18 protein-coding genes are annotated in these 17118 nt (G+C 70.6%); 8 read left to right on the top strand and 10 right to left on the bottom strand.

What is annotated here, in order from left to right; genetic code table 11:
* Positions 1-24: 24 nt before the first annotated feature.
* The 4 genes from ABD908_RS07310 to ABD908_RS07295 form a co-directional block, all read right to left on the bottom strand.
* On the bottom strand, positions 25-342 hold the full coding sequence (locus tag ABD908_RS07310; RefSeq protein ID WP_344993063.1) for a hypothetical protein: 318 nt from the start codon (positions 340-342) through the stop codon (positions 25-27).
* Between the two features lie 193 nt (positions 343-535).
* Entirely contained in the window at positions 536-1084 is a 549-nt protein-coding gene (locus tag ABD908_RS07305; protein WP_344993060.1) for a TetR family transcriptional regulator, read from the bottom strand.
* A gap of 43 nt (positions 1085-1127) precedes the next feature.
* Entirely contained in the window at positions 1128-1457 is a 330-nt protein-coding gene (locus ABD908_RS07300) for a hypothetical protein (protein WP_344993057.1), read from the bottom strand.
* Between the two features lie 73 nt (positions 1458-1530).
* Positions 1531-1740 carry a hypothetical protein gene (locus ABD908_RS07295; RefSeq protein WP_344993054.1) on the bottom strand — a complete coding sequence of 70 codons (210 nt, stop codon included), beginning with the start codon at positions 1738-1740 and terminating at the stop codon, positions 1531-1533.
* 173 nt (positions 1741-1913) lie between these two features.
* Here ABD908_RS07295 and ABD908_RS07290 point away from each other — a divergent pair, with 173 nt between their 5' ends.
* The 4 genes from ABD908_RS07290 to ABD908_RS07275 all read left to right on the top strand — a co-directional run bounded on the left by ABD908_RS07290 (position 1914) and on the right by ABD908_RS07275 (position 5154).
* A complete protein-coding gene (locus tag ABD908_RS07290) occupies positions 1914-2141 on the top strand; it encodes a hypothetical protein (RefSeq protein WP_344993051.1) in 228 nt (75 codons plus the stop codon).
* A gap of 336 nt (positions 2142-2477) precedes the next feature.
* Positions 2478-3479: a methionine ABC transporter ATP-binding protein gene (locus ABD908_RS07285; RefSeq protein ID WP_344993105.1), complete on the top strand. Its 1002-nt coding sequence runs from the start codon at positions 2478-2480 to the stop codon at positions 3477-3479.
* 35 nt (positions 3480-3514) lie between these two features.
* On the top strand, positions 3515-4210 hold the full coding sequence (locus tag ABD908_RS07280; RefSeq protein WP_344993048.1) for a methionine ABC transporter permease: 696 nt from the start codon (positions 3515-3517) through the stop codon (positions 4208-4210).
* Entirely contained in the window at positions 4207-5154 is a 948-nt protein-coding gene (locus ABD908_RS07275) for a MetQ/NlpA family ABC transporter substrate-binding protein (protein ID WP_344993043.1), read from the top strand. Before ABD908_RS07280 ends, ABD908_RS07275 begins: the two co-directional genes overlap by 4 nt.
* Here ABD908_RS07275 and ABD908_RS07270 read toward each other — a convergent pair whose 3' ends face one another.
* Complete coding sequence (locus ABD908_RS07270; protein WP_344993040.1) at positions 5155-5454, bottom strand: hypothetical protein; 300 nt, start codon at positions 5452-5454, stop codon at positions 5155-5157.
* A 63-nt stretch (positions 5455-5517) separates the two neighbouring features.
* Between ABD908_RS07270 and ABD908_RS07265 the strand changes: the two genes are divergently transcribed.
* On the top strand, positions 5518-6504 hold the full coding sequence (locus ABD908_RS07265; protein WP_344993037.1) for an NAD(P)/FAD-dependent oxidoreductase: 987 nt from the start codon (positions 5518-5520) through the stop codon (positions 6502-6504).
* A 15-nt stretch (positions 6505-6519) separates the two neighbouring features.
* Here ABD908_RS07265 and ABD908_RS07260 read toward each other — a convergent pair whose 3' ends face one another.
* The gene (locus tag ABD908_RS07260) at positions 6520-7098 is read right to left on the bottom strand and encodes a TetR/AcrR family transcriptional regulator (protein ID WP_344993034.1); all 579 of its coding nucleotides are present in this window, start codon (positions 7096-7098) and stop codon (positions 6520-6522) included.
* A gap of 103 nt (positions 7099-7201) precedes the next feature.
* Between ABD908_RS07260 and ABD908_RS07255 the strand changes: the two genes are divergently transcribed.
* Both ABD908_RS07255 and ABD908_RS07250 read left to right on the top strand, forming a co-directional pair.
* Positions 7202-8050: a crotonase/enoyl-CoA hydratase family protein gene (locus ABD908_RS07255; RefSeq protein WP_344993031.1), complete on the top strand. Its 849-nt coding sequence runs from the start codon at positions 7202-7204 to the stop codon at positions 8048-8050.
* Between the two features lie 82 nt (positions 8051-8132).
* Complete coding sequence (locus tag ABD908_RS07250; protein WP_344993028.1) at positions 8133-8591, top strand: SgcJ/EcaC family oxidoreductase; 459 nt, start codon at positions 8133-8135, stop codon at positions 8589-8591.
* Positions 8592-8599: 8 nt separating this feature from the next.
* On the opposite strand, the gene ABD908_RS07245 is transcribed toward ABD908_RS07250, so the two are convergent.
* The 4 genes from ABD908_RS07245 to ABD908_RS07230 form a co-directional block, all read right to left on the bottom strand.
* Positions 8600-9022 (bottom strand): MarR family winged helix-turn-helix transcriptional regulator, encoded by a 423-nt coding sequence (locus tag ABD908_RS07245; protein WP_344993025.1) that lies wholly within the window; start codon positions 9020-9022, stop codon positions 8600-8602.
* Positions 9012-10388 (bottom strand): MFS transporter, encoded by a 1377-nt coding sequence (locus tag ABD908_RS07240; RefSeq protein ID WP_344993022.1) that lies wholly within the window; start codon positions 10386-10388, stop codon positions 9012-9014. Before ABD908_RS07240 ends, ABD908_RS07245 begins: the two co-directional genes overlap by 11 nt.
* 40 nt (positions 10389-10428) lie before the next feature.
* The gene (locus tag ABD908_RS07235; RefSeq protein WP_344993102.1) at positions 10429-11733 is read right to left on the bottom strand and encodes a M1 family metallopeptidase; all 1305 of its coding nucleotides are present in this window, start codon (positions 11731-11733) and stop codon (positions 10429-10431) included.
* A gap of 174 nt (positions 11734-11907) precedes the next feature.
* Positions 11908-15810: a Pls/PosA family non-ribosomal peptide synthetase gene (locus tag ABD908_RS07230; protein WP_344993019.1), complete on the bottom strand. Its 3903-nt coding sequence runs from the start codon at positions 15808-15810 to the stop codon at positions 11908-11910.
* Positions 15811-16073: 263 nt separating this feature from the next.
* Here ABD908_RS07230 and ABD908_RS07225 point away from each other — a divergent pair, with 263 nt between their 5' ends.
* Positions 16074-17063 carry an alpha/beta hydrolase gene (locus tag ABD908_RS07225; protein ID WP_344993016.1) on the top strand — a complete coding sequence of 330 codons (990 nt, stop codon included), beginning with the start codon at positions 16074-16076 and terminating at the stop codon, positions 17061-17063.
* The last annotated feature ends 55 nt before the right edge of the window (positions 17064-17118 follow it).

The raw sequence follows: 17118 nt of genomic DNA, 5'->3' as shown, positions 1-17118 counted from the left end.
ACGCGGCCTGTCGGCGCCGTGGTGCTACCGCGGGGCGAGCTCGATCCGGTGTGTGCGGTCCCACGGGATGTCGGGGGTCAGGGAGCCGAAGCTGTACAGGACCTCTGTGTCGGTGCTGCCGTCGGCGGCAGGCCGCCCCACCGGCACGAATCGCAGCCCGTCGAGCCGCCCGGCCGCGAGCTCCTGGCCGCTGCGACTGTAGATCCGCGCCTCGCGGCGGGTGATCGCGTCGTAGTCCTCGTGGTAGGCGTCGTACAGCTCCTGACCGGTGAAAGTGTCGACCCGGGTCCCGGGCTCGGCATCCTCTGCGAGATCGACGGTGCTGTCCATGTAGGTGTTCATCCCTCCATAGTTCACCGGGTTACCGGTCGGTAGCCACTGTTTCCGCGAGGTCGGAACGAACTTCGCAACTCTGTCGCATCCGCGTGTTGGTATCGGGTCTCGATGTCGCCTGGCCTGGGGATATGTGAAAGCTCGCTCGGGGCGGATAGGCGATCGCCTCCGGTCGGCGCGTCCCCCGGGACGCGGTGGCGGCTCAGGCCCGCAAGCCCCGGCGCAGCAGGGCCCATGCCTGCTCGGCGAGGGCTGGGCGGTCCTGCCGCGGGGCGGTGGGCAGGACTGAGGCGACCATCCCGAGCGCCAGAATCATCTCCGTGATGGTGACGTCCGGACGGATCAGACCGGCGTCGGCCGCGGCCCGCACCTTCGGGGCCAGCAACCCCGCGACCCGCGCCGTCATCGCCTCGACCCGCGGGTCCGGCGGGCTCGGCACCATCAGGGTCGGGATCAGGGCGGCGAGTTGTTCGGACATCACGGTCAGCAGTTCGTCGAGGGTCACTTCCGGGCGGGCCGCCAGCACCTCCAGGCCGCTCACGTTCTCCTCGAACACGGCCAGCGCGAGCGACTCGCGGTCCGGAAAGTGCCGGTAGAGGCTGCCCTGGCCGACGCCGGCGGCTCGTGCGATCCCGTTGAGGGGCGCCCCGTAGCCCTCGGTGGAGAACGCGATCCGGGCTGCGGCGATCAGCGCGGCGCGGTTCTCGGCGGCGGCTCGGGGACCGCGATTCGGGCGTCGCGCGGGTGTCATCGGCATAGCTTAGCGATTGGATATGACCACTTCGCGGCAGCGGCTAGCGGCCACGGACGACCGTGATCGTTCCGGTCAGCGCCGGCCAGGGCGGGCGCCGGACGACCGCGAGCGTACCGAGCAAGGCGGCCACGAATCCCGTTGCGGCGCCGATCAATGCGATCCGCTCGACGTCCATCGCCGGCGTCCAGGTCACGGCACCGTCGTGGATCGTGTACAGCCCGAGTGCCGACGTGGTGTCCTCGCCGTGGCCACTGTCGGCGCGAGCGCGCGACACGGTGATCACGGTCGTGCCGTCGGGCGTGACATGCGGCTCGCCGAAGGTGACCGTCGAGTGCCACGGTGCGGACAGTGCGAGATCGAGTGGTCGCATGTCCCCATCATGCGCGCTCGGCCGGATCCGCGGGGCCCGCCCGCCGACATGCCTCGCGATCGGCCGACCGGGGTCAGGCGCCGGCGAGGCGCGCGACCACCGGGCGCAGCGCGTCGACGCTGTGCCCACCGAGCACGATCAGCGAGAAGCCGTACTGCGCACGACGCCGGATGAGGGTCGAGCAGATCTGGTCGACGGACCTGTTCACCAGTGCGGGGGAGTCGTTGGCTGCGAGCGCATCGAGGTCGGCGCCGATGAATCGCCGCACGCAGGCGGGGGCCACGCCGTTGACGACGAAGACCGAGGTGGCCAGCTCGGCGCGGTCGCTAGCGGTGCCGTCAGGGCGGCGAGTCGGTCGGGGGTCGCCGTCGGCGGCACGGCCACGGCGATGGTGTCGGCTCGCGCGCCGGCCACGGCCAGCGCCTCGGGCCCGCCGGCCGCGACGAGTGTCGGTGTGTGCGGCCCGTCCCCGTCCTCGTCGGCGAGCGCGTCCAGGGTCTCGACGAGTCGCGCGAGACGCTGCGCCCCGGTGCCGTAGGGGACGCCGAGCGCCTCGGCGTCCGCGACGACGTCGGGCTGGCCCGTACCGATGCCGAAGCGGAACGGCCGCCGCTCATGGTCGCCAGCGAATGTGCCTGCCACGCTGCGTGCTTCGGGGAGTATAGCGGCGAGGCGACTACGTAGTTGGCGACCTCGAGCGTGGTGGTGGCGCCGACGGCCAGCGGGCGTAGGCGGCCCAGTCGCCCAGATCCGGCGTGGGGACGGCGGTGACTGCGAAGCGGAACGGTCTCGTGATACCGCCACACCTACCCCGTGCCGCGCGGCGTGCGGCGGACGCGGAGGTAGGCGAAGCGAATCAGCGTGGCCGCAATAGTTCCGCGCGGGGGCGGGAACCGCGACAGTTACGCCGAACTGCGGACCGGCCCCTGGAGCGGCCGGGACGCGCTGCGTGGGCCGTAGGAACAGCCCGGCCGGAGGAAGAACTATGACCAGAGGGACGACGATGACATGGGTACGGACGTGATCGAGGTCGAGCGCCTGACCAAGGTGTTCGGTACCGGGCCGGCTGCCACGACGGTGTTGCGCGACGTCACCTTCCGCGTGGCCCCCGGCGAGATCTTCGCCGTGGTAGGCCCCAGCGGTGCAGGCAAGTCGACTCTCGCACACTGTCTCAACCTGTTGGAACGGCCCACCAGTGGGCGGGTCGCGATCGGCGGACAGGAGTTGGCGGGGCTGCGAGCGGGCGAGCTACGGGCGGCCCGGCGGCGGATCGGCACGGTGTTCCAGTCGTCGTCGCTGCTGTTGCGGCGCACGGCGGCCCAGAACGTCGCGTTGCCGCTGAAGTACCTGGGCGTCACGCGGACCGAGTCGCGCGCGCGTGTCGCCGAGCTGCTCGATCGAGTGGGCTTGGCGGACAAGGCCGATCACTACCCATACCAGCTGTCCGGTGGGCAGCGGCAGCGCGTGGGCATCGCTCGTGCGCTTGCGTTGCGGCCCAAGGTACTGCTGTCCGACGAGGCCACGTCCGGCCTCGACCCCGACTCCACCGCGCAGTACCTCGACCTGCTGCGGAACGTGCGGGACGAGTTGGGGCTCGCCGTCGTCCTCATCACCCATGAGATGGACACCATCGTCCGGGTCGCCGACAGCGCCGCCCGACTCGACCACGGCGTATTCGCAGAGCAGGGCCGGCTGGTCGACCTGCTCGCCGATCCCGACTCGGAACTCGGTGGGGCGCTGCGGGCCTCGGGGCCGGCCGCAGTGCCGAGCCCGGGATCGGTGGCGGTACGGCTGACGTACCGGGGCACGACGGTGCCGGCCGACTGGCTCGGTCGCGTCGTCCTCGAGACGGGCGTACCCGTCTCGCTGCTGTCGGCGTCGGTGCAGGCCGTGGCCGGGGTGTCGGTGGGCACGGTCACCGTCGGGGTGAGTGACGGTGACGCCGCGCGTGTCACGGCCGCCGCGCGCCGCCTCGGCCTACAGCCCGACGATGCCGGAACCCGAGAGGCGGTGCCCGCGTGATGTTCCCGTACCCGGCGGCGGTAGGTCCGCTGCCGATGTCGTATACCGTCCCCGTCGACCAGATCCCGGGGCTGTTGATCCCGGCGTTCCGGGACACCGTGATCATGGTCGGCGTGGTCATGGCGATCGTGCTCGTGATCGGGGTGCCGCTGGGCGCACTGGTGCACAACGTCGCACCGGGTGGGCTGATCGAGAACAGTGTGGTGCATCAGCCCCTCTCGTGGGTGATCAGCATCGGGCGTTCCCTGCCGTTCCTGGTGTTGATGACGTCGATCATCCCGTTCACCCGGCTGCTCACCGGTACGAACATCGGCATCCCGGCGGCCGTGGTGCCGATGTCGATCGCGGGGATCGCGTTCTTCGCCCGCATCGTCGAGAACTCGCTGCGCGCGCTGCCCGCCGAGGTGGACACCGTCGCACGGGCGTCGGGCGGGTCGACGACCCAGATCATCTGGGGTGCACAGATACCCGAGGCGCTGCCGAACATCGTCGGTGGACTCACCATCAACACCATCGCGATGATCGAGTACTCCACCATCGCCGGCACGATCGGCGCCGGTGGGCTCGGGTACGTGGCCGTCACATACGGCTACGAGCGATTCGATCACGGCGTCATGATCGGCACGATCATCACCCTCGTGGTCACCGTGACCGCGATCCAACTGGCCGGGGATGCGCTCGTGCGTCATCTCACACCCGGACAGACCGTTCTCCGAAAGGAATTCGCATGACCGACACCGACTCCACCTCCCCCTCGGCCCCGGCCGGCGGTACCGACTCGTCGCCGCCCGCCGCCGACGATCACGGTTTCACCACCCATCGCCGTCGCCGCGGTCCTCTCATCGCCGCGATCGTCGCGCTGGTGGTGGTCATCGTCGCCGCCTTCGTCGGCTGGCGGGTATGGGGCGGCTCGGATGCCAAGACCGCCAACGAGACCGCCGGTGCCACGCTGCTGGTCGCGGATACCGAGGGCAACGCCGCCGAGCAGGCACTGATCGACTTCGTCGCGAAGAACGTCGCGCCCAAGCACGGGATCAAGGTGGCGTTCAAGGGTCTCGCCGACTCCACCACCATCAACCGCGCGGTGAGCGACGGCGAGGTGGCCGCCACGATCTATCAGCACAAGCTGTGGTTGTCGCAGGTGCTGCAGGCCAACCCGGACTTCCACGAGGAGGCCGCGACGCCGGTGTTCCGGTGGGGATTCGGGCTGTGGTCGGCGAAGTACACCGACCCCCGCCAACTTCCGGACGGCGCGAAGGTCTCGCTGTACAGCGACCCCGCCAACGAGGCGCAGGGCCTGTGGATCCTCGAGCGTGCCGGACTGATCACGCTCAAGCCGGGCGTGAACAAGTGGCAGGCGACCCTCGGAGACATCGCGAGTAACCCGAAGCACCTGCAGTTCCCGCTGCTCGACTTCGCCGCGCAGACCCGCGCCCTGCCCGATCTCGCCGCCGCGGTCGGCTACACCGAGTACTACCTCGCTGCCGGTACCGACATCAAGCAACAGATCTTCGCGCCGCCGGCGCCCGACGAGTTCGCCGGTCAGCTCACCATCGGCACGAAGTGGAAGGACACCGACAACATCCGACGATTGGTCGCGACGTTCAAAGATCCTGCGGTACAGCAGTATCTGCGCACCGACCCGCAGGTGAAGAACATCCTCCTGCCGATCTGATCAGGCGTACTCGCCGCGCGGGCCGACCTCACGCAGCGCACCCAGTAGGGCGCGCAGCGGATCGGGGGCGGCCCGCTCGGCGGGGAGTACCGCAGAGGCGGTCACGGTGAGCCGTGACCGGGCCTCGTGCAGCAGGAGGATCTCCGGCGAGGGCGGCGCCGTGCTCGCGTACAGCATCGTCCACGCGGTGGGATCGGCGACGATCTCGAGCAGTGACGACTTCTCCGGCGGCACAGGCGGGCCCAGCCGCGCCGCGAGTCCCACCGCCGCGAAGGCGTCGCCGACCACCTTGTGGATCAAGACCTGCTCGCCCCGCGACGGAAGCAACAGCGGGTAGTCCGCGAGTTCCGGAAATCGACTTCGGTGTCCGGGAACTCGCGGCGCGGGCACGACGAGTTCGCCGAGTCGTCGTTCGCGCTCAAGACGGTCGACGATGCTCTGGCGCTGCGCGATCACATCCTGCCCTCGTTCGAACTCGCCCATACCGTGACCGACCCAGCGGGACTCTCCGAGCTCCTCACCTTCGTGGTGGTGGGCGCGGGAGCCACCGGAGTGGAGTTGGCGGGTCAGATCCGCGAACTCGCGAGCCGCTACTTCGGGCGGGGGTCGAGCCACGTCGCGGCGCACTCGGTCCGGGTCGTCCTCGTCGACGGCGCCCCGGACGTGTTACCCGTGTACGGCGGCAAGCTGTCGGCCTACACACGGAAGACGTTGGTGGACGCCGGAGTCGATGTCCGCACCGGTGCGGTGGTGACGGCGGTGGACGATCGTGGCGTCACGCTGACGGAGGGCGATGCGGTGGCTCGCATCCCCGCCCGCACGGTGGTGTGGTCGGCGGGCGTGGAGGCGTCGCCGTTCGCGACCACGCTCGCGCTCGCGACGGGCTGCGAGCAGGACCGCGCCGGTCGCCTGTCGGTGAACGACGACCTCACGGTGGGCGGGCACGCCGACGTGTTCGCGATCGGCGACATGACCAGCCTGCACAAGCTGCCCGGACAGTCCCCGGTCGCGATGCAGCAGGGGCGCCACGTCGCGAAGATGATCGCCGGGAAGACGCCGTCCGGGACGCCGTTCCGCTACCGGGACAAGGGATCCATGGCTACGATCGACCGCTTCCACGCCGTCGTCGCGGTCGGTCCGGTGCGGCTGACGGGCTTCGTCGCCTGGGTCATGTGGCTGGCCGTGCACCTGATGTACCTGGTCGGCTTCCGGAACAGGTATGTCGCCGTGCTCTCCTGGCTGGGTTCGTTCGTCGGCAGCAGTCGTCCGCACTTCCACATCACGGTGCCCGAGCGGTCCGCCGCACAGCCGGTCCACCGCGAGCAGGTAGAGCAGGCCGTCTCCGTCTGAGCGCCGGCTGCGTCGTCACCGAGCCGGCGCGTCCGCCCCGAGGAGTCGGACGAGGATCGCGCCGGCATCGTCGAGCGGACGGGTCGACCGGGTCGCGCGGCTGATCGCGATCGCCCCTTCGAGTGTGCTCACGGCGACGCCCGCGAGCGCAGCAGCGTCCGCGGCGGGCGGGCCCGGTGGCTTGGAGCCGAGGGCTGCGGCGATCGATGCGGTCCAGCCCGCGAACGCGTCGGCTGCCGCAGCCAGGATCTCGGGCTCCCCCGGACCTGCCTGGGCCGCGGCGAGCACCGGGCATCCTCGCTGGAAGTCGCTGCCCACCAGCGTCTCCCGCCAGTAGTCCACCATCCCCGTCAACGCGTCGGCGGGTGCGCGCGTCGCGAGGAGATCGTCGAGCATCGCTCCCAGCCAGCGGCCCGCGACCCGCGTCGCCTCGGTCATCAGCTGGGACTTTCCGTCGGGGAAGTGTTGGTACACCGAGCCCCGGGCGGTGCCGCTGAGGTCGAGCAGATCGGTGAGAGCCGTGCCGTGCACGCCGCGCTCGCACATCAGCTCCATCGCAGCCGTCAACAGCCGCTGGCGGGGTCCGTCCGGCACGCGCGGTTCCTCCTCGATCTCTCTAGACCGAGCAGTCTATGCCGGGTACGCTCCGGGTACACATAGACCGATCGGTCTATGTCGATTCGCGAGGAGAGTACAGATGGGCGATACGACACGACCGAGCGACGAGCCGGCTCCGGACGCCGGGACGGTGACCGGCGCCGGGCTGCCGGCCCTCGACACCGTCACCCTCGAGCGTGACGGCCACGTCCTGCTGATCGGCCTCGACCGACCAGCGAAGCGGAACGCTTTCGATCGGCAGATGCTCGCGGACCTGTCCCGGGCCTACGCGCTGCTCGAGGACGACGAGAACCTCTGGTGCGGAGTGTTGTTCGGGCACGGCGACCATTTCACGGGCGGTCTGGACCTGGTGGACGTCGGCCCGGCCATCGCCTCGGGAGCATCGCCGTTCCCCGCGGACGGTCGCGACCCGTGGCGGCTGGACGGCAGGTGGACGACGCCCGTCGTCGCGGCGGTGCAGGGCTGGGTCATGACGCTCGGGATCGAGCTGCTGCTGGCGGCCGACGTGCGAGTCGCGGCGGTGGGCACCCGATTCAGCCAGCTCGAGGTGCGACGCGGGATCTACCCGTTCGGCGGGGCGACGCTCAGGTTCCCGCGCGAGACCGGGTGGGGCAACGCCATGCGGTGGATGCTCACCGGCGACGAGTTCGACGCCGCCGAGGCGCACCGGATCGGACTGATCCAAGAGGTCACGGACGCGAGCCCGGTACTCCGCGCGCGCGAGATCGCCCACACCATAGCGGATCTCGCCGCTCCCCTCGGGGTGCGGGCCGTGCTCGAGAGTGCGCACCGCGCCCGGGTCGACGGCGACGAGGCAGCGGCGGAACGCCTCGCTCCCGAGGTTGCGCGCCTGTTCGGCACGGCCGACGGTGCCGAGGGGATGCGGTCGTTCGTGGAGCGCCGCCCCGCCGCGTTCACCGGGAGCTGAGCAGGCCGCCGCTGCGGCCGGTCTCGAATCACCCTGCGTCGAACTCCCACCCCGGACTTGTCGATGAGCCACCATGGAGCCCATGGGAACCGGCATCGCTGACGCATGGGTGGAGGAGGCCGCGCGCGTCGCGGTGAGCGGCGACGGGGACGCCGCAGAGGTGGCAGCGATCAGCGACTTCGTGGCCCGGTTGCCGCAGGTGCAGCGGGCGGCGCACGGGCCGTCGTTCCGTGCGCTGTTCCGCGACGACGCGGTGTGGACCACGGCACACGGGCGGCGACTGATCGGTCGCGCGGCGATCGACGTGTTCGCGTCCGCCGTGCTGCGCCGCTCGATGGCGGAGACCACCGGGCACTACGCGATCGAGCGGATCGTGTTCGTGCGGCCCGATGTCGCGCTGGTGGCGGTGCGGGTGCGCCCGCACACGCTCGAGGGCACACGCATCTCGCACGTACCGGACACCGCGCCGCTGTACGTCCTGGCCAAGGACGACGGTGCCTGGCGGATCGCCGCCGCGCAGTCGACCGCGGTCGTGGGCTGATCCAGCGGTCAGCGGGCCAGGGCGCGCGCCAGCTCCGCCAGGGACTGCAGCTGCGCGGCCGGCAGGGCCCGTAGTGCATCCGGCGCGGGATCGTCGATCGCGTTCGCGTCGCCGAGGATCGCCCGGCCGGCGTCGGTGATGGTGACGACCTTGCATCGCCGATCGTGCGCGGCCACCGAGCGGCTGACGCAGCCGCGGTCCTCGAGTTCGTTGACGGCCACCGTCGTGGCCGGGGCGTCCATGTCCGCGACGGCGGCGAGGTCCTTGAGGCTCATCGGCCCGAGGCGGTTCAGGCGTTTGAGTACCCGGATCCGGCTGAACGGCAGGCCCGTTCGTTCCGAGACCGCGCGTCGCCAGTCGGTGCGGCTGTCGATCACGGCCTGCACCAACAGGTTCCATACTTCGTCGGGGTCGGGGCTGTCAGCGTACACCGGAGGATACCTTCTGCTCGAGCAGCGGAGCGATCCGCTGGCGCGACCGCTCGGCCGCAGCGGTATTGGACAACACCGCGAGCACGGCGACGACCACCGCGAAGCCGGCCACCGTCCACCATAGGCCGGCACCTGCGAGTCGGCCACAGAGGGCGACGCCCAGGCTGATGCCGATCTGCCGGCTCGTGGTGGCCATCGCGGCGGCCGCGCCCGCACGGTCGAGCGGCATGCCGCTCACCGCGGAGTTGGTGATCGGCGCGTTCACGAGGCCGAAGCCGATGCCGAAGGCGGCGAATGCGATTCCCAACTCGACGAGTGACGTGTCGGCGCGCACGGTGCTGAATATCGCAGCGGCCACCGTCATCAACACGCCTGCGCCGAGTAGTGACGGCCGGGTGCCGTATCGGGCCACCAGCCGGCCCGATACAGGGGACGTGACCAGGACGCACAGGGCCATCGGGAGGAACATCAGGCCCGTCTCGACGGCGGAGAAGCGGCGCGTGTTCTGTAGGTAGATCGACATGGTGAACAGGAACGCACCGAATCCCGCGAACGCGCACACCGCCGACAGCGTGGCCGCCGAGAACGGGACGCTGCGGAAGAAACGCAGGTCGATGAACGGCGACGCGTGCCGGCTCTCGTGGAACACGAAGGCCGCCAGGGTGATCGCGGTGAGCGCGAACATCAGCGGCTGGCGTTCGATCAGCCCGAACACCGCCGTGAACATGATGGCCATCGCCAGCAGCTGCCCGATGGGGTCTATGCCGCGGGCGCGCGACGCCTTCGACTCGGGCACCACGATGAACGTGAGGGTCAGTGCGACGGCGCAGATCGGGAGGTTGATCCAGAACACGGACTGCCAGCCCAGCGCGTCGATCAGGATGCCGCCCACCAGCGGGCCCAGCGCCGTCGAGATGCCCACCACTGCGCCCCACACCCCGATCGCGCGGGCACGTTCGGAGCGGTCGGTGAAGACCGCCGTGATGATCGACATGGCCACCGGGTTGAGCATCGAGCCGCCCACCGCCTGCAGCGCACGCGCTGCGATCAGGACGCCGACCGACGGCGCCAGGCTACACAGCAGTGAGCCGACGGCGAACGTCACGAGGCCGATGCGGAAGACGCGGCGCCGGCCGAATCGGTCGGCGCTGGCGCCCGCGAGGACGAGGAGGCTGGCCAGGGTCAGGGTGTAGATGTCCACGACCCACTGCAGATGGGACACGGGTGCATGCAGCTGGGTGTGGATCGCGGGCAGGGCCACGTTGACGATCGTGGTGTCCATCGACGAGATCAGCAGGCTGAGGCTGCACGTCACGAGGATGAGACGCTTCTGGCGCGCGCTGAGTCGGTCGATGGTTGTATGCACACAACGATTGTAAGCGTACAAATATTTAGGCGGCAAGCCGTCAGGACTTGGGCAGCACGGGCAGTGGTGGAAGCGCCCTCTCGTACAGCCAGGACTGCCACAGATCACGCAGCGGCCGAGGGCTGTACTTCGCGGCGAGGCTGATGAGGTTGTCGGTGCTCACCGACGCGTGCCAGTACTGCCCGGTCCAGTCGTGCAGCAGCGCGAAGAAGTTCTCGTCGCCGATCTCGGCGCGCAGCGCGTGCAGGGTGAGCGCGCCCCGCTTGTACACCCGGTCGTCGAACATCGTCGCCGCTCCCGGGTCGCCGAGCACGATGTTCTGCGGTGACGCCGCGAGCTTGCGGTAGTACCGAGCGGCCATCTGCTGCGTCGTGGCGGTGCCGCACTCCTGCGCCCACAGCCACTCGCTGTAGCAGGCGAAGCCCTCGTGCAACCAGATGTCCTTCCAGCGTGTCAGCGTCAGCGAGTTACCGAACCACTGATGGGCCAGCTCATGCGCCACCAGCCGCTCCGAGTCGCGCGTCCCGTCACAGTGATTCGCACCGAAGATCGAGACCCCCTGCGCCTCGATCGGGATCTCCAGCGTGTCGTCGGTGATCACCACCGTGTACTCGGGGAAGGGATACGGGCCGAACCAGCGGATGAACGCCCGCATGATCCGCTCCTGCCGCCCGAAGCTGCGCTCGAAGTCGCCGAACAGCCGCGCAGGCAGGGCGGCGCGGATGGGTACCGGCTTCTCGGACACCTTCAGATACTCGTACTGGCCGATCTGCAGCGTCGCGAGATACGTCGCCATGGGCGCAGCCTGCTCGTACACCCAGGTGGTGTTGCCGGCCGACGCCCGGCGGCCGACCAGTACGCCGTTCGACACCACCCGGTAGGGGGAGTCCGTGGTGACCGCGATCCGGTACGACGCCTTCGAGGCGGGGTGGTCGTCGCACGGGAACCAGCTCGCCGCGCCGTTGGGCTGTGAGGCGACCAGGACGCCGTCGTCCAGCTCCTCCCAGCCGACCTCGCCCCACGGCCCGCGGATCGGCTTGGGTGTGCCGGAGTAGCGCACCGTGACCGTCATCGCGGCGCCCGCGGGCAGCTCGGAGCCGAGTGTGATCTCGAGTTTGCCCGAGCGCTGGGTGAACCGCGCCGCCCGCGTGCCGTTGACCGATACCTTCGTGGCGTCGAGCGTGTCGGCGAGGTCGAGACTGAAACGCTTGAGCGGCTCGAGCGTGGCGGCGATGATGTCGGCCCGGCCGGAGAGCCGGTTGCTGGCCACCTTGTAGTCGACCTCGAGCTCATAGCGGGAGACGCGGTAGCCCAGGTTGCCGTTGCGCGGCAGGTAGGAGTCGATGCCCCGGACGACGCCTTGGGCGCCCTGAGTAGCGGTGACCGGTCGGCCCGCCCGGGGGGTCTTGGCCGGTTTGCGCCCCACGAAGGCACCTGTCCTCTCGTCGATCCGGTTTGCTCTGCGTCCTCGGCTCCGCAACTCTACTGGCGTGCCCGGCGGGCCGTCCGTCGCCGTCGTTCAGTCCCTGCTGCGCTTCTTGTCCGACTCGGTCCACGGCGAGATCGGGTTTCCCTGCCACCGGGTGTTGGCCGGCACGTTGTCGCCGCGCATCACCAGCGACGCGGGCCCGACGGTGGCACCGTCGCCGACGGACGAGGCCGGCAGCGCCACGCAGTGCGGCCCCAGCGTGGCACCCGTGCCGAGGACCACGGTGTCCATCGCCATGATCCGGTCGTGGAACAGGTGGGTCTGCACGACGCAGCCGCGGGAGACCGTCGCCGCGTCGCCGAGCGTCACCAGGTCGGCCTCCGGGAGCCAGTAGGTCTCGCACCACACGCCGCGCCCGATCTTCGCGCCCAGCATCCGCAGCCAGAGATTGAGTATCGGGGTGCCGGTCGCGGCGTGCGCGAACCACGGCGCCGCGACACACTCGACGAACGCGTCCGACAGCTCGTTGCGCCACACGAAGCTCGACCACAGCGGGTGTTCCTCGCGGCCGATCCGGCCCACCATCAGCCACTTCGCCGCTGCCGCGATGCAGCACGCGCAGGCGCCCGCCACCAGCAGCGTCACGCCGGACAGCAGCGCGGCCGCCCACCACGCGACGTCGATCGTGAAGTACTCCAGCGCCACCAGCACGGCCAGGCCCAGCCCGAAGCTCACGAACACCGCCAGCAGCCGGGCCGTCTCGACCACCGAGCGGGCGATCCGCAGCCCGGTGGACGGGTGATACGTCAGGGTCGAGTCGGTGCTACCGGCGGTGCGGCGCAGCCGGACCGGCGGGCTGCCCAGCCAGCTGGTGCCGCTCTTGGCCTTCGACGGCGTCGCGGACAGCACCGCGACCAGGCTGTCCTTGGGCACGCGGCGGCCCGGCCCCGTCATCCCCGAGTTGCCCAGGAACGCACGCTTGCCGATCTTCGCCTCGTCGATCCGCATCCAGCCGCCGCCCAGCTCGTAGCTGGCCACCATCGTGTCGTCGGCCAGGAACGAGCCCTCGCCGATCGAGGTGAACTTCGGGATCACCATCGCCGTCGAGATCTCGGCGTCCTTGCCCACCGCCGCACCGAGCAGGCGGAACCACACCGGCGTGAGCAGCGACGCGTACAGGGGGAACAGGAACGTGCGCGCGGCGTCCATCAGCCGCTCCGTGGCCCAGACCTGCCAGCCGATGCGACTGCGCACGGCGTGATAGCCGGGCTTCAGCCCCAGCGACAGCAGCCGGACGGCGACCAACGTGAGCCCGGCGTACCCGACCAGTGCCGCGATTGCGGCGACGGGCAGGGCGGGAACGGCCTGCTGCGCTGCCTGTTTCAGGCTGTCGGCATGGTGGACCGCCCAACCGATCAGCGCCAGCCCGGCGGCGATCGACACCATCGGCAGTGCGGCGAGCAGGATCGAGGTCACGCCGTACACCGGTACCCACAGCGAGCGACGGGGTGGACGGTGCTCGGGCCAGGGGTGCTCTGCCTTGCCGATCTTCTCGGCGGGGGAACCGGCCCAGTGCTGCTTGGCCTTGACCTTGCCGAAGACCGCGGATCCCGGGCCGATCTCGGCGAGCCGGCCGATCTTGGCGCCGGGCAGCAGGGTCGATCGGGCGCCGATCGACGCACCGTCGCCGATCCGGATCTCGCCGATGTGCAGCTCGTCGCCGTCCAGGTAGTGGCCCGCGAGGTCCACCTCGGGCTCGACGGAGCAGCCGTCGCCGAGTTCGAGCATGCCGGTGACCGGGGGCAGCGTGTGTAGGTCCACGCCGCGGCCGACGGACGCACCGAGCGCACGGGCGTAGTAGATCATCCACGGCGCGCCGGACAGCGACGCGGCGCCGGACGCCTCGGTGAACCGCTCGGCGATCCACAGCCGCAGGTGCTCGGGGCCACCACGGCGGTAGACGCCGGGCTCGAGCCCGGACAGCAGCAGCCGGCAGGCGATCACCGACATCGTCATCCGCCCGATCGGGGTGATGAACACGACGAACATGGCCAGCACCACCCACCAATTCAGGGTGGGCACCCACGCCGGATGCGCGACGGCCGCGAAGACGTCGTTCGCGATCGCCAGCCACGTCAACCATTGCAGGCCGGTGAGCGTGGTGAGGGGGACCGACAGCAGCATCTGCGCGACGCCGGTTCGGCGCGGGGTGGGCCGCACCACGCGTGGCACCGCCACCGCAGCGGGACGCAGCGAGTCCAGTCGAGCGACCAGCGAACCCAGCCGCGGGTGGTCGTAGAGGTCGGCGACGGTGACCTCCGGGTACCGCTCGCGCAGCGCAGTCACCAGCTGGGCCGCGCTCAGCGACCCCCCGCCCTCCGCGAAGAAGTCGGCGTCCTCGCTGCTGATCGCCGCACCGAGGATCCCGGCCCACTTCTCGGCGACCCACGCGGCCGTGCCCTCGAGGCCGCCGGAGTCCGCCGAATCGGTGCCGGGTCCGTTTCCCGAGGGTAGCGGCCAGGGCAGCGCGTTCCGGTCGACCTTGCCCGACGTGCGGGTGGGCAGCTCGTCGACCAGCGCCAGGCGCGGCACGAGCGCCGCGGGGAGCTGTTCGGCGAGCTGGGCGCGCGCGGCCCGGATGTCGAAGTCGGGATCGGTGGACGCGATGTAGCCGACCAGCATCGATGTCCCGGCCGCGTTCTTGCGCACGGCAGCGGCCGCACCCGAGACGCCGGACAGGGCCTGCAGCGCGTTGTCCACCTCGCCGAGCTCGATGCGGCGCCCGCCCACCTTCACCTGATCGTCAGCGCGCCCCTCGAACAGCAGGCCCGCGGGCTCGAGCCGGACCAGGTCACCCGATCGGTAGGCCCGCGCCCACCCCAGCGTCGGCATCGGCGCGTACTTCTCCGCGTCCTTGACGGGGTCGAGGTAGCGGGCCAGCCCGACACCGCCGATCACCAGCTCGCCGGACTCGCCCTCGGCGACGGGGTCGCCGGCGCCGTCGACGACGGCCAGATCCCAGCCCTGGAGTGGGAGGCCGATGCGCACGGGGCCGTGCCCGTCGAGCATGGCGGCACAGGCGACGACGGTGGCCTCCGTCGGCCCGTAGGTGTTCCACACCTCGCGGTCGTCGACGGCGAGCCGCGCCGCCAGCTCGGGTGGGCAGGCCTCGCCGCCGAAGATCAGCAGCCGCACCGCCTCGAGGGCCTCGGCGGGCCACATCGCCGCGAGGGTCGGCACCGTCGACACCACCGAGATGTCCCGCGCCACCAGCCACGGGCCCAGGTCCATGCCGGACCGGACCAACGATCGGGGCGCCGGAACAAGACACGCGCCGTGCCGCCAGGCGAGCCACATCTCCTCGCACGACGCGTCGAAGGCGACGGACAGCCCGGCCAGCACCCGGTCCCCGGGCCGCAGCGGCCTGCCCTGCAGGAAGATCCGAGCCTCGGCGTCGACGAAGGCCGCCGAGTTGCGGTGCGTGACGGCGACGCCCTTCGGCGTGCCGGTGGAGCCCGATGTGAAGATGATCCAGGAGTCGTCTGCCGGCGTGGGCGGTCGGTTGCCGGGCCGCCCGGTGTCGCGCGCCTTCGCCCGCTCGGAGCGCCACAGGCCGGTCCCGGTGAACACCGCGGCCACGTCGGCCTCGCCGAACACCAGGTCGGCGCGCTCCTGCGGGTCGTCGGCGTCGACCGGTACGTAGGCGGCTCCCGCGGCGAGGGTGGACAGGATCGCGACATACAGGGAGCGGTGACCGGACGGCATCCGCACGCCCACCCGATCGCCCGCGACGACCCCGTTGTCACCGAGCCACGCGGCGCCGTCGATCACCTCCTCCCACAGCTCGGAGTAGGTGAGTATCAGATCGCCGTCGTCGATGGCGGGTTCTTCGGGGTGCGCGTCGACGGTGGCGCGAAGGATGTCGATCAGGGTGCGTGGTTCCGGTGCCAGCCCGGATAGTAGGTACTGCTCGGGGATGGGGTGTCGTCCCACTGGGGCGGTTCCTCCGGTGTGTGAACGAACGAGCTGGGGATGTTCGGTGCTGCCGGGTCGATTGTGTCAGGTCAGCTCGCCGCGTGGCGGGTGCGGTGTCGGTCGGTCGGTCCGTGCCCCGGCGATGTGACCGGCGTCGCTGTCGGCACGTGACGATCGTCAACTTCGCTTCGATCTCGGTAATGATTGGCAGAGTGGGGACGTTGTCCGCTACAGAGTGAAGCCGTGGGGCATCGATGCCGCGCGGGAGAGGAGACACCGTCATGCCGATCATCGCGCACCGCGGGCGAAGCGTCCGCGCGCTCATCGTGTTCTGGATCACGCGGATCGTGATGAAGGGGTTCATGAGCGTGTTCCCGGTCCGTGACCGCACCCTCGCCCTGCTGCGCGCGCTGGAGCCGTGGATGGCGAGGGTCCCGCAATCGGTGCGCGGCGTCGAGATCGAGCAGATCACGATCGCAGGCGTCCGGGGCGAGCGGATCGTCCCGATCGGCGTCGACCTCCGGCCGCGGACCGCGCTCGCCTACTACCACGGCGGCGCGTTCATCGGCTGCAACCTGGACACCCACCGGAGGATCGCCGCGATGCTCGCGCGCGGGCTGCGGGTCCCGGTCTACAACGTGGAGTACCGGCAGTTCCCCGACGGTGGCGTCGGCACGTCCGTGCACGACGGTTACCTCGCCTACCGCGAGCTGCTGGACGCCGGTGAGTACGACCGCCTCGTGGTCGCGGGGGACTCGGCGGGCGGGTTCGTGAGCGCGAAGGTGATCGAATACGCCGCGCGCGACGGCGTCGTCCGGCCCGCCGCGTTCATCGGCTTCTCGCCGTTCCTCAACATAGCGGTCGATCCGCGCCGCAGCAGTCGGCACGATGCGATGTTGCCGATCCGCAAGATCGCGAAGCTGCGCGACATCTTCGAGCGCGGGCCGGAGGAGCTGTACGGCCCCGAGGACATGACCGGCGACGACGTCGCGCCCGACTTCCCGCCCACGGTCATCACCTGCGCGCACCGCGAGGCGCTCGAGCTGGACTCCCGCAACCTGGTGGCCTCGCTCGACCGCGCCGGGGTGCCCAACGAGCTGCACATCTACGACGGGCAGGTGCACGCCTTCCCCGTCGCGATCGGATCGACGCCGGAATCGCTGGACGCGTACCGCACCGTCGTCGGGTTCGTCGGGAGGCATCTCGATGAGGCCGCATCGGCCCGCGCGGCGGAGCCGGAAGAGCAGCGGGCCGACAGCGGCGCGGCGTGACGGATCGGGCCGCCTGGTCGGCGCACCGGGTGCGATACAGCTCGGCGTAGCGGCC

The sequence above is a fragment of the Tsukamurella soli genome (assembly GCF_039541155.1).
Lineage (GTDB): Bacteria > Actinomycetota > Actinomycetes > Mycobacteriales > Mycobacteriaceae > Tsukamurella > Tsukamurella soli.
Note: the sequence above shows the minus strand (reverse complement) of the source record. Positions and strands in the feature narration are given on the sequence as shown.

What these genes read in the sequence shown, in the direction of transcription:
- ABD908_RS07250 (WP_344993028.1), top strand. Translation starts at nt 8,133, where the DNA reads ATGGGAACCGGCATCGCTGACGCATGGGTGGAGGAGGCCGCGCGCGTC.
- ABD908_RS07300 (WP_344993057.1), bottom strand. Translation starts at nt 1,457, where the DNA reads ATGCGACCACTCGATCTCGCACTGTCCGCACCGTGGCACTCGACGGTC.
- ABD908_RS07225 (WP_344993016.1), top strand. Translation starts at nt 16,074, where the DNA reads ATGCCGATCATCGCGCACCGCGGGCGAAGCGTCCGCGCGCTCATCGTG.
- ABD908_RS07310 (WP_344993063.1), bottom strand. Translation starts at nt 342, where the DNA reads ATGAACACCTACATGGACAGCACCGTCGATCTCGCAGAGGATGCCGAG.
- ABD908_RS07255 (WP_344993031.1), top strand. Translation starts at nt 7,202, where the DNA reads ATGGGCGATACGACACGACCGAGCGACGAGCCGGCTCCGGACGCCGGG.
- ABD908_RS07275 (WP_344993043.1), top strand. Translation starts at nt 4,207, where the DNA reads ATGACCGACACCGACTCCACCTCCCCCTCGGCCCCGGCCGGCGGTACC.
- ABD908_RS07305 (WP_344993060.1), bottom strand. Translation starts at nt 1,084, where the DNA reads ATGACACCCGCGCGACGCCCGAATCGCGGTCCCCGAGCCGCCGCCGAG.
- ABD908_RS07280 (WP_344993048.1), top strand. Translation starts at nt 3,515, where the DNA reads ATGTCGTATACCGTCCCCGTCGACCAGATCCCGGGGCTGTTGATCCCG.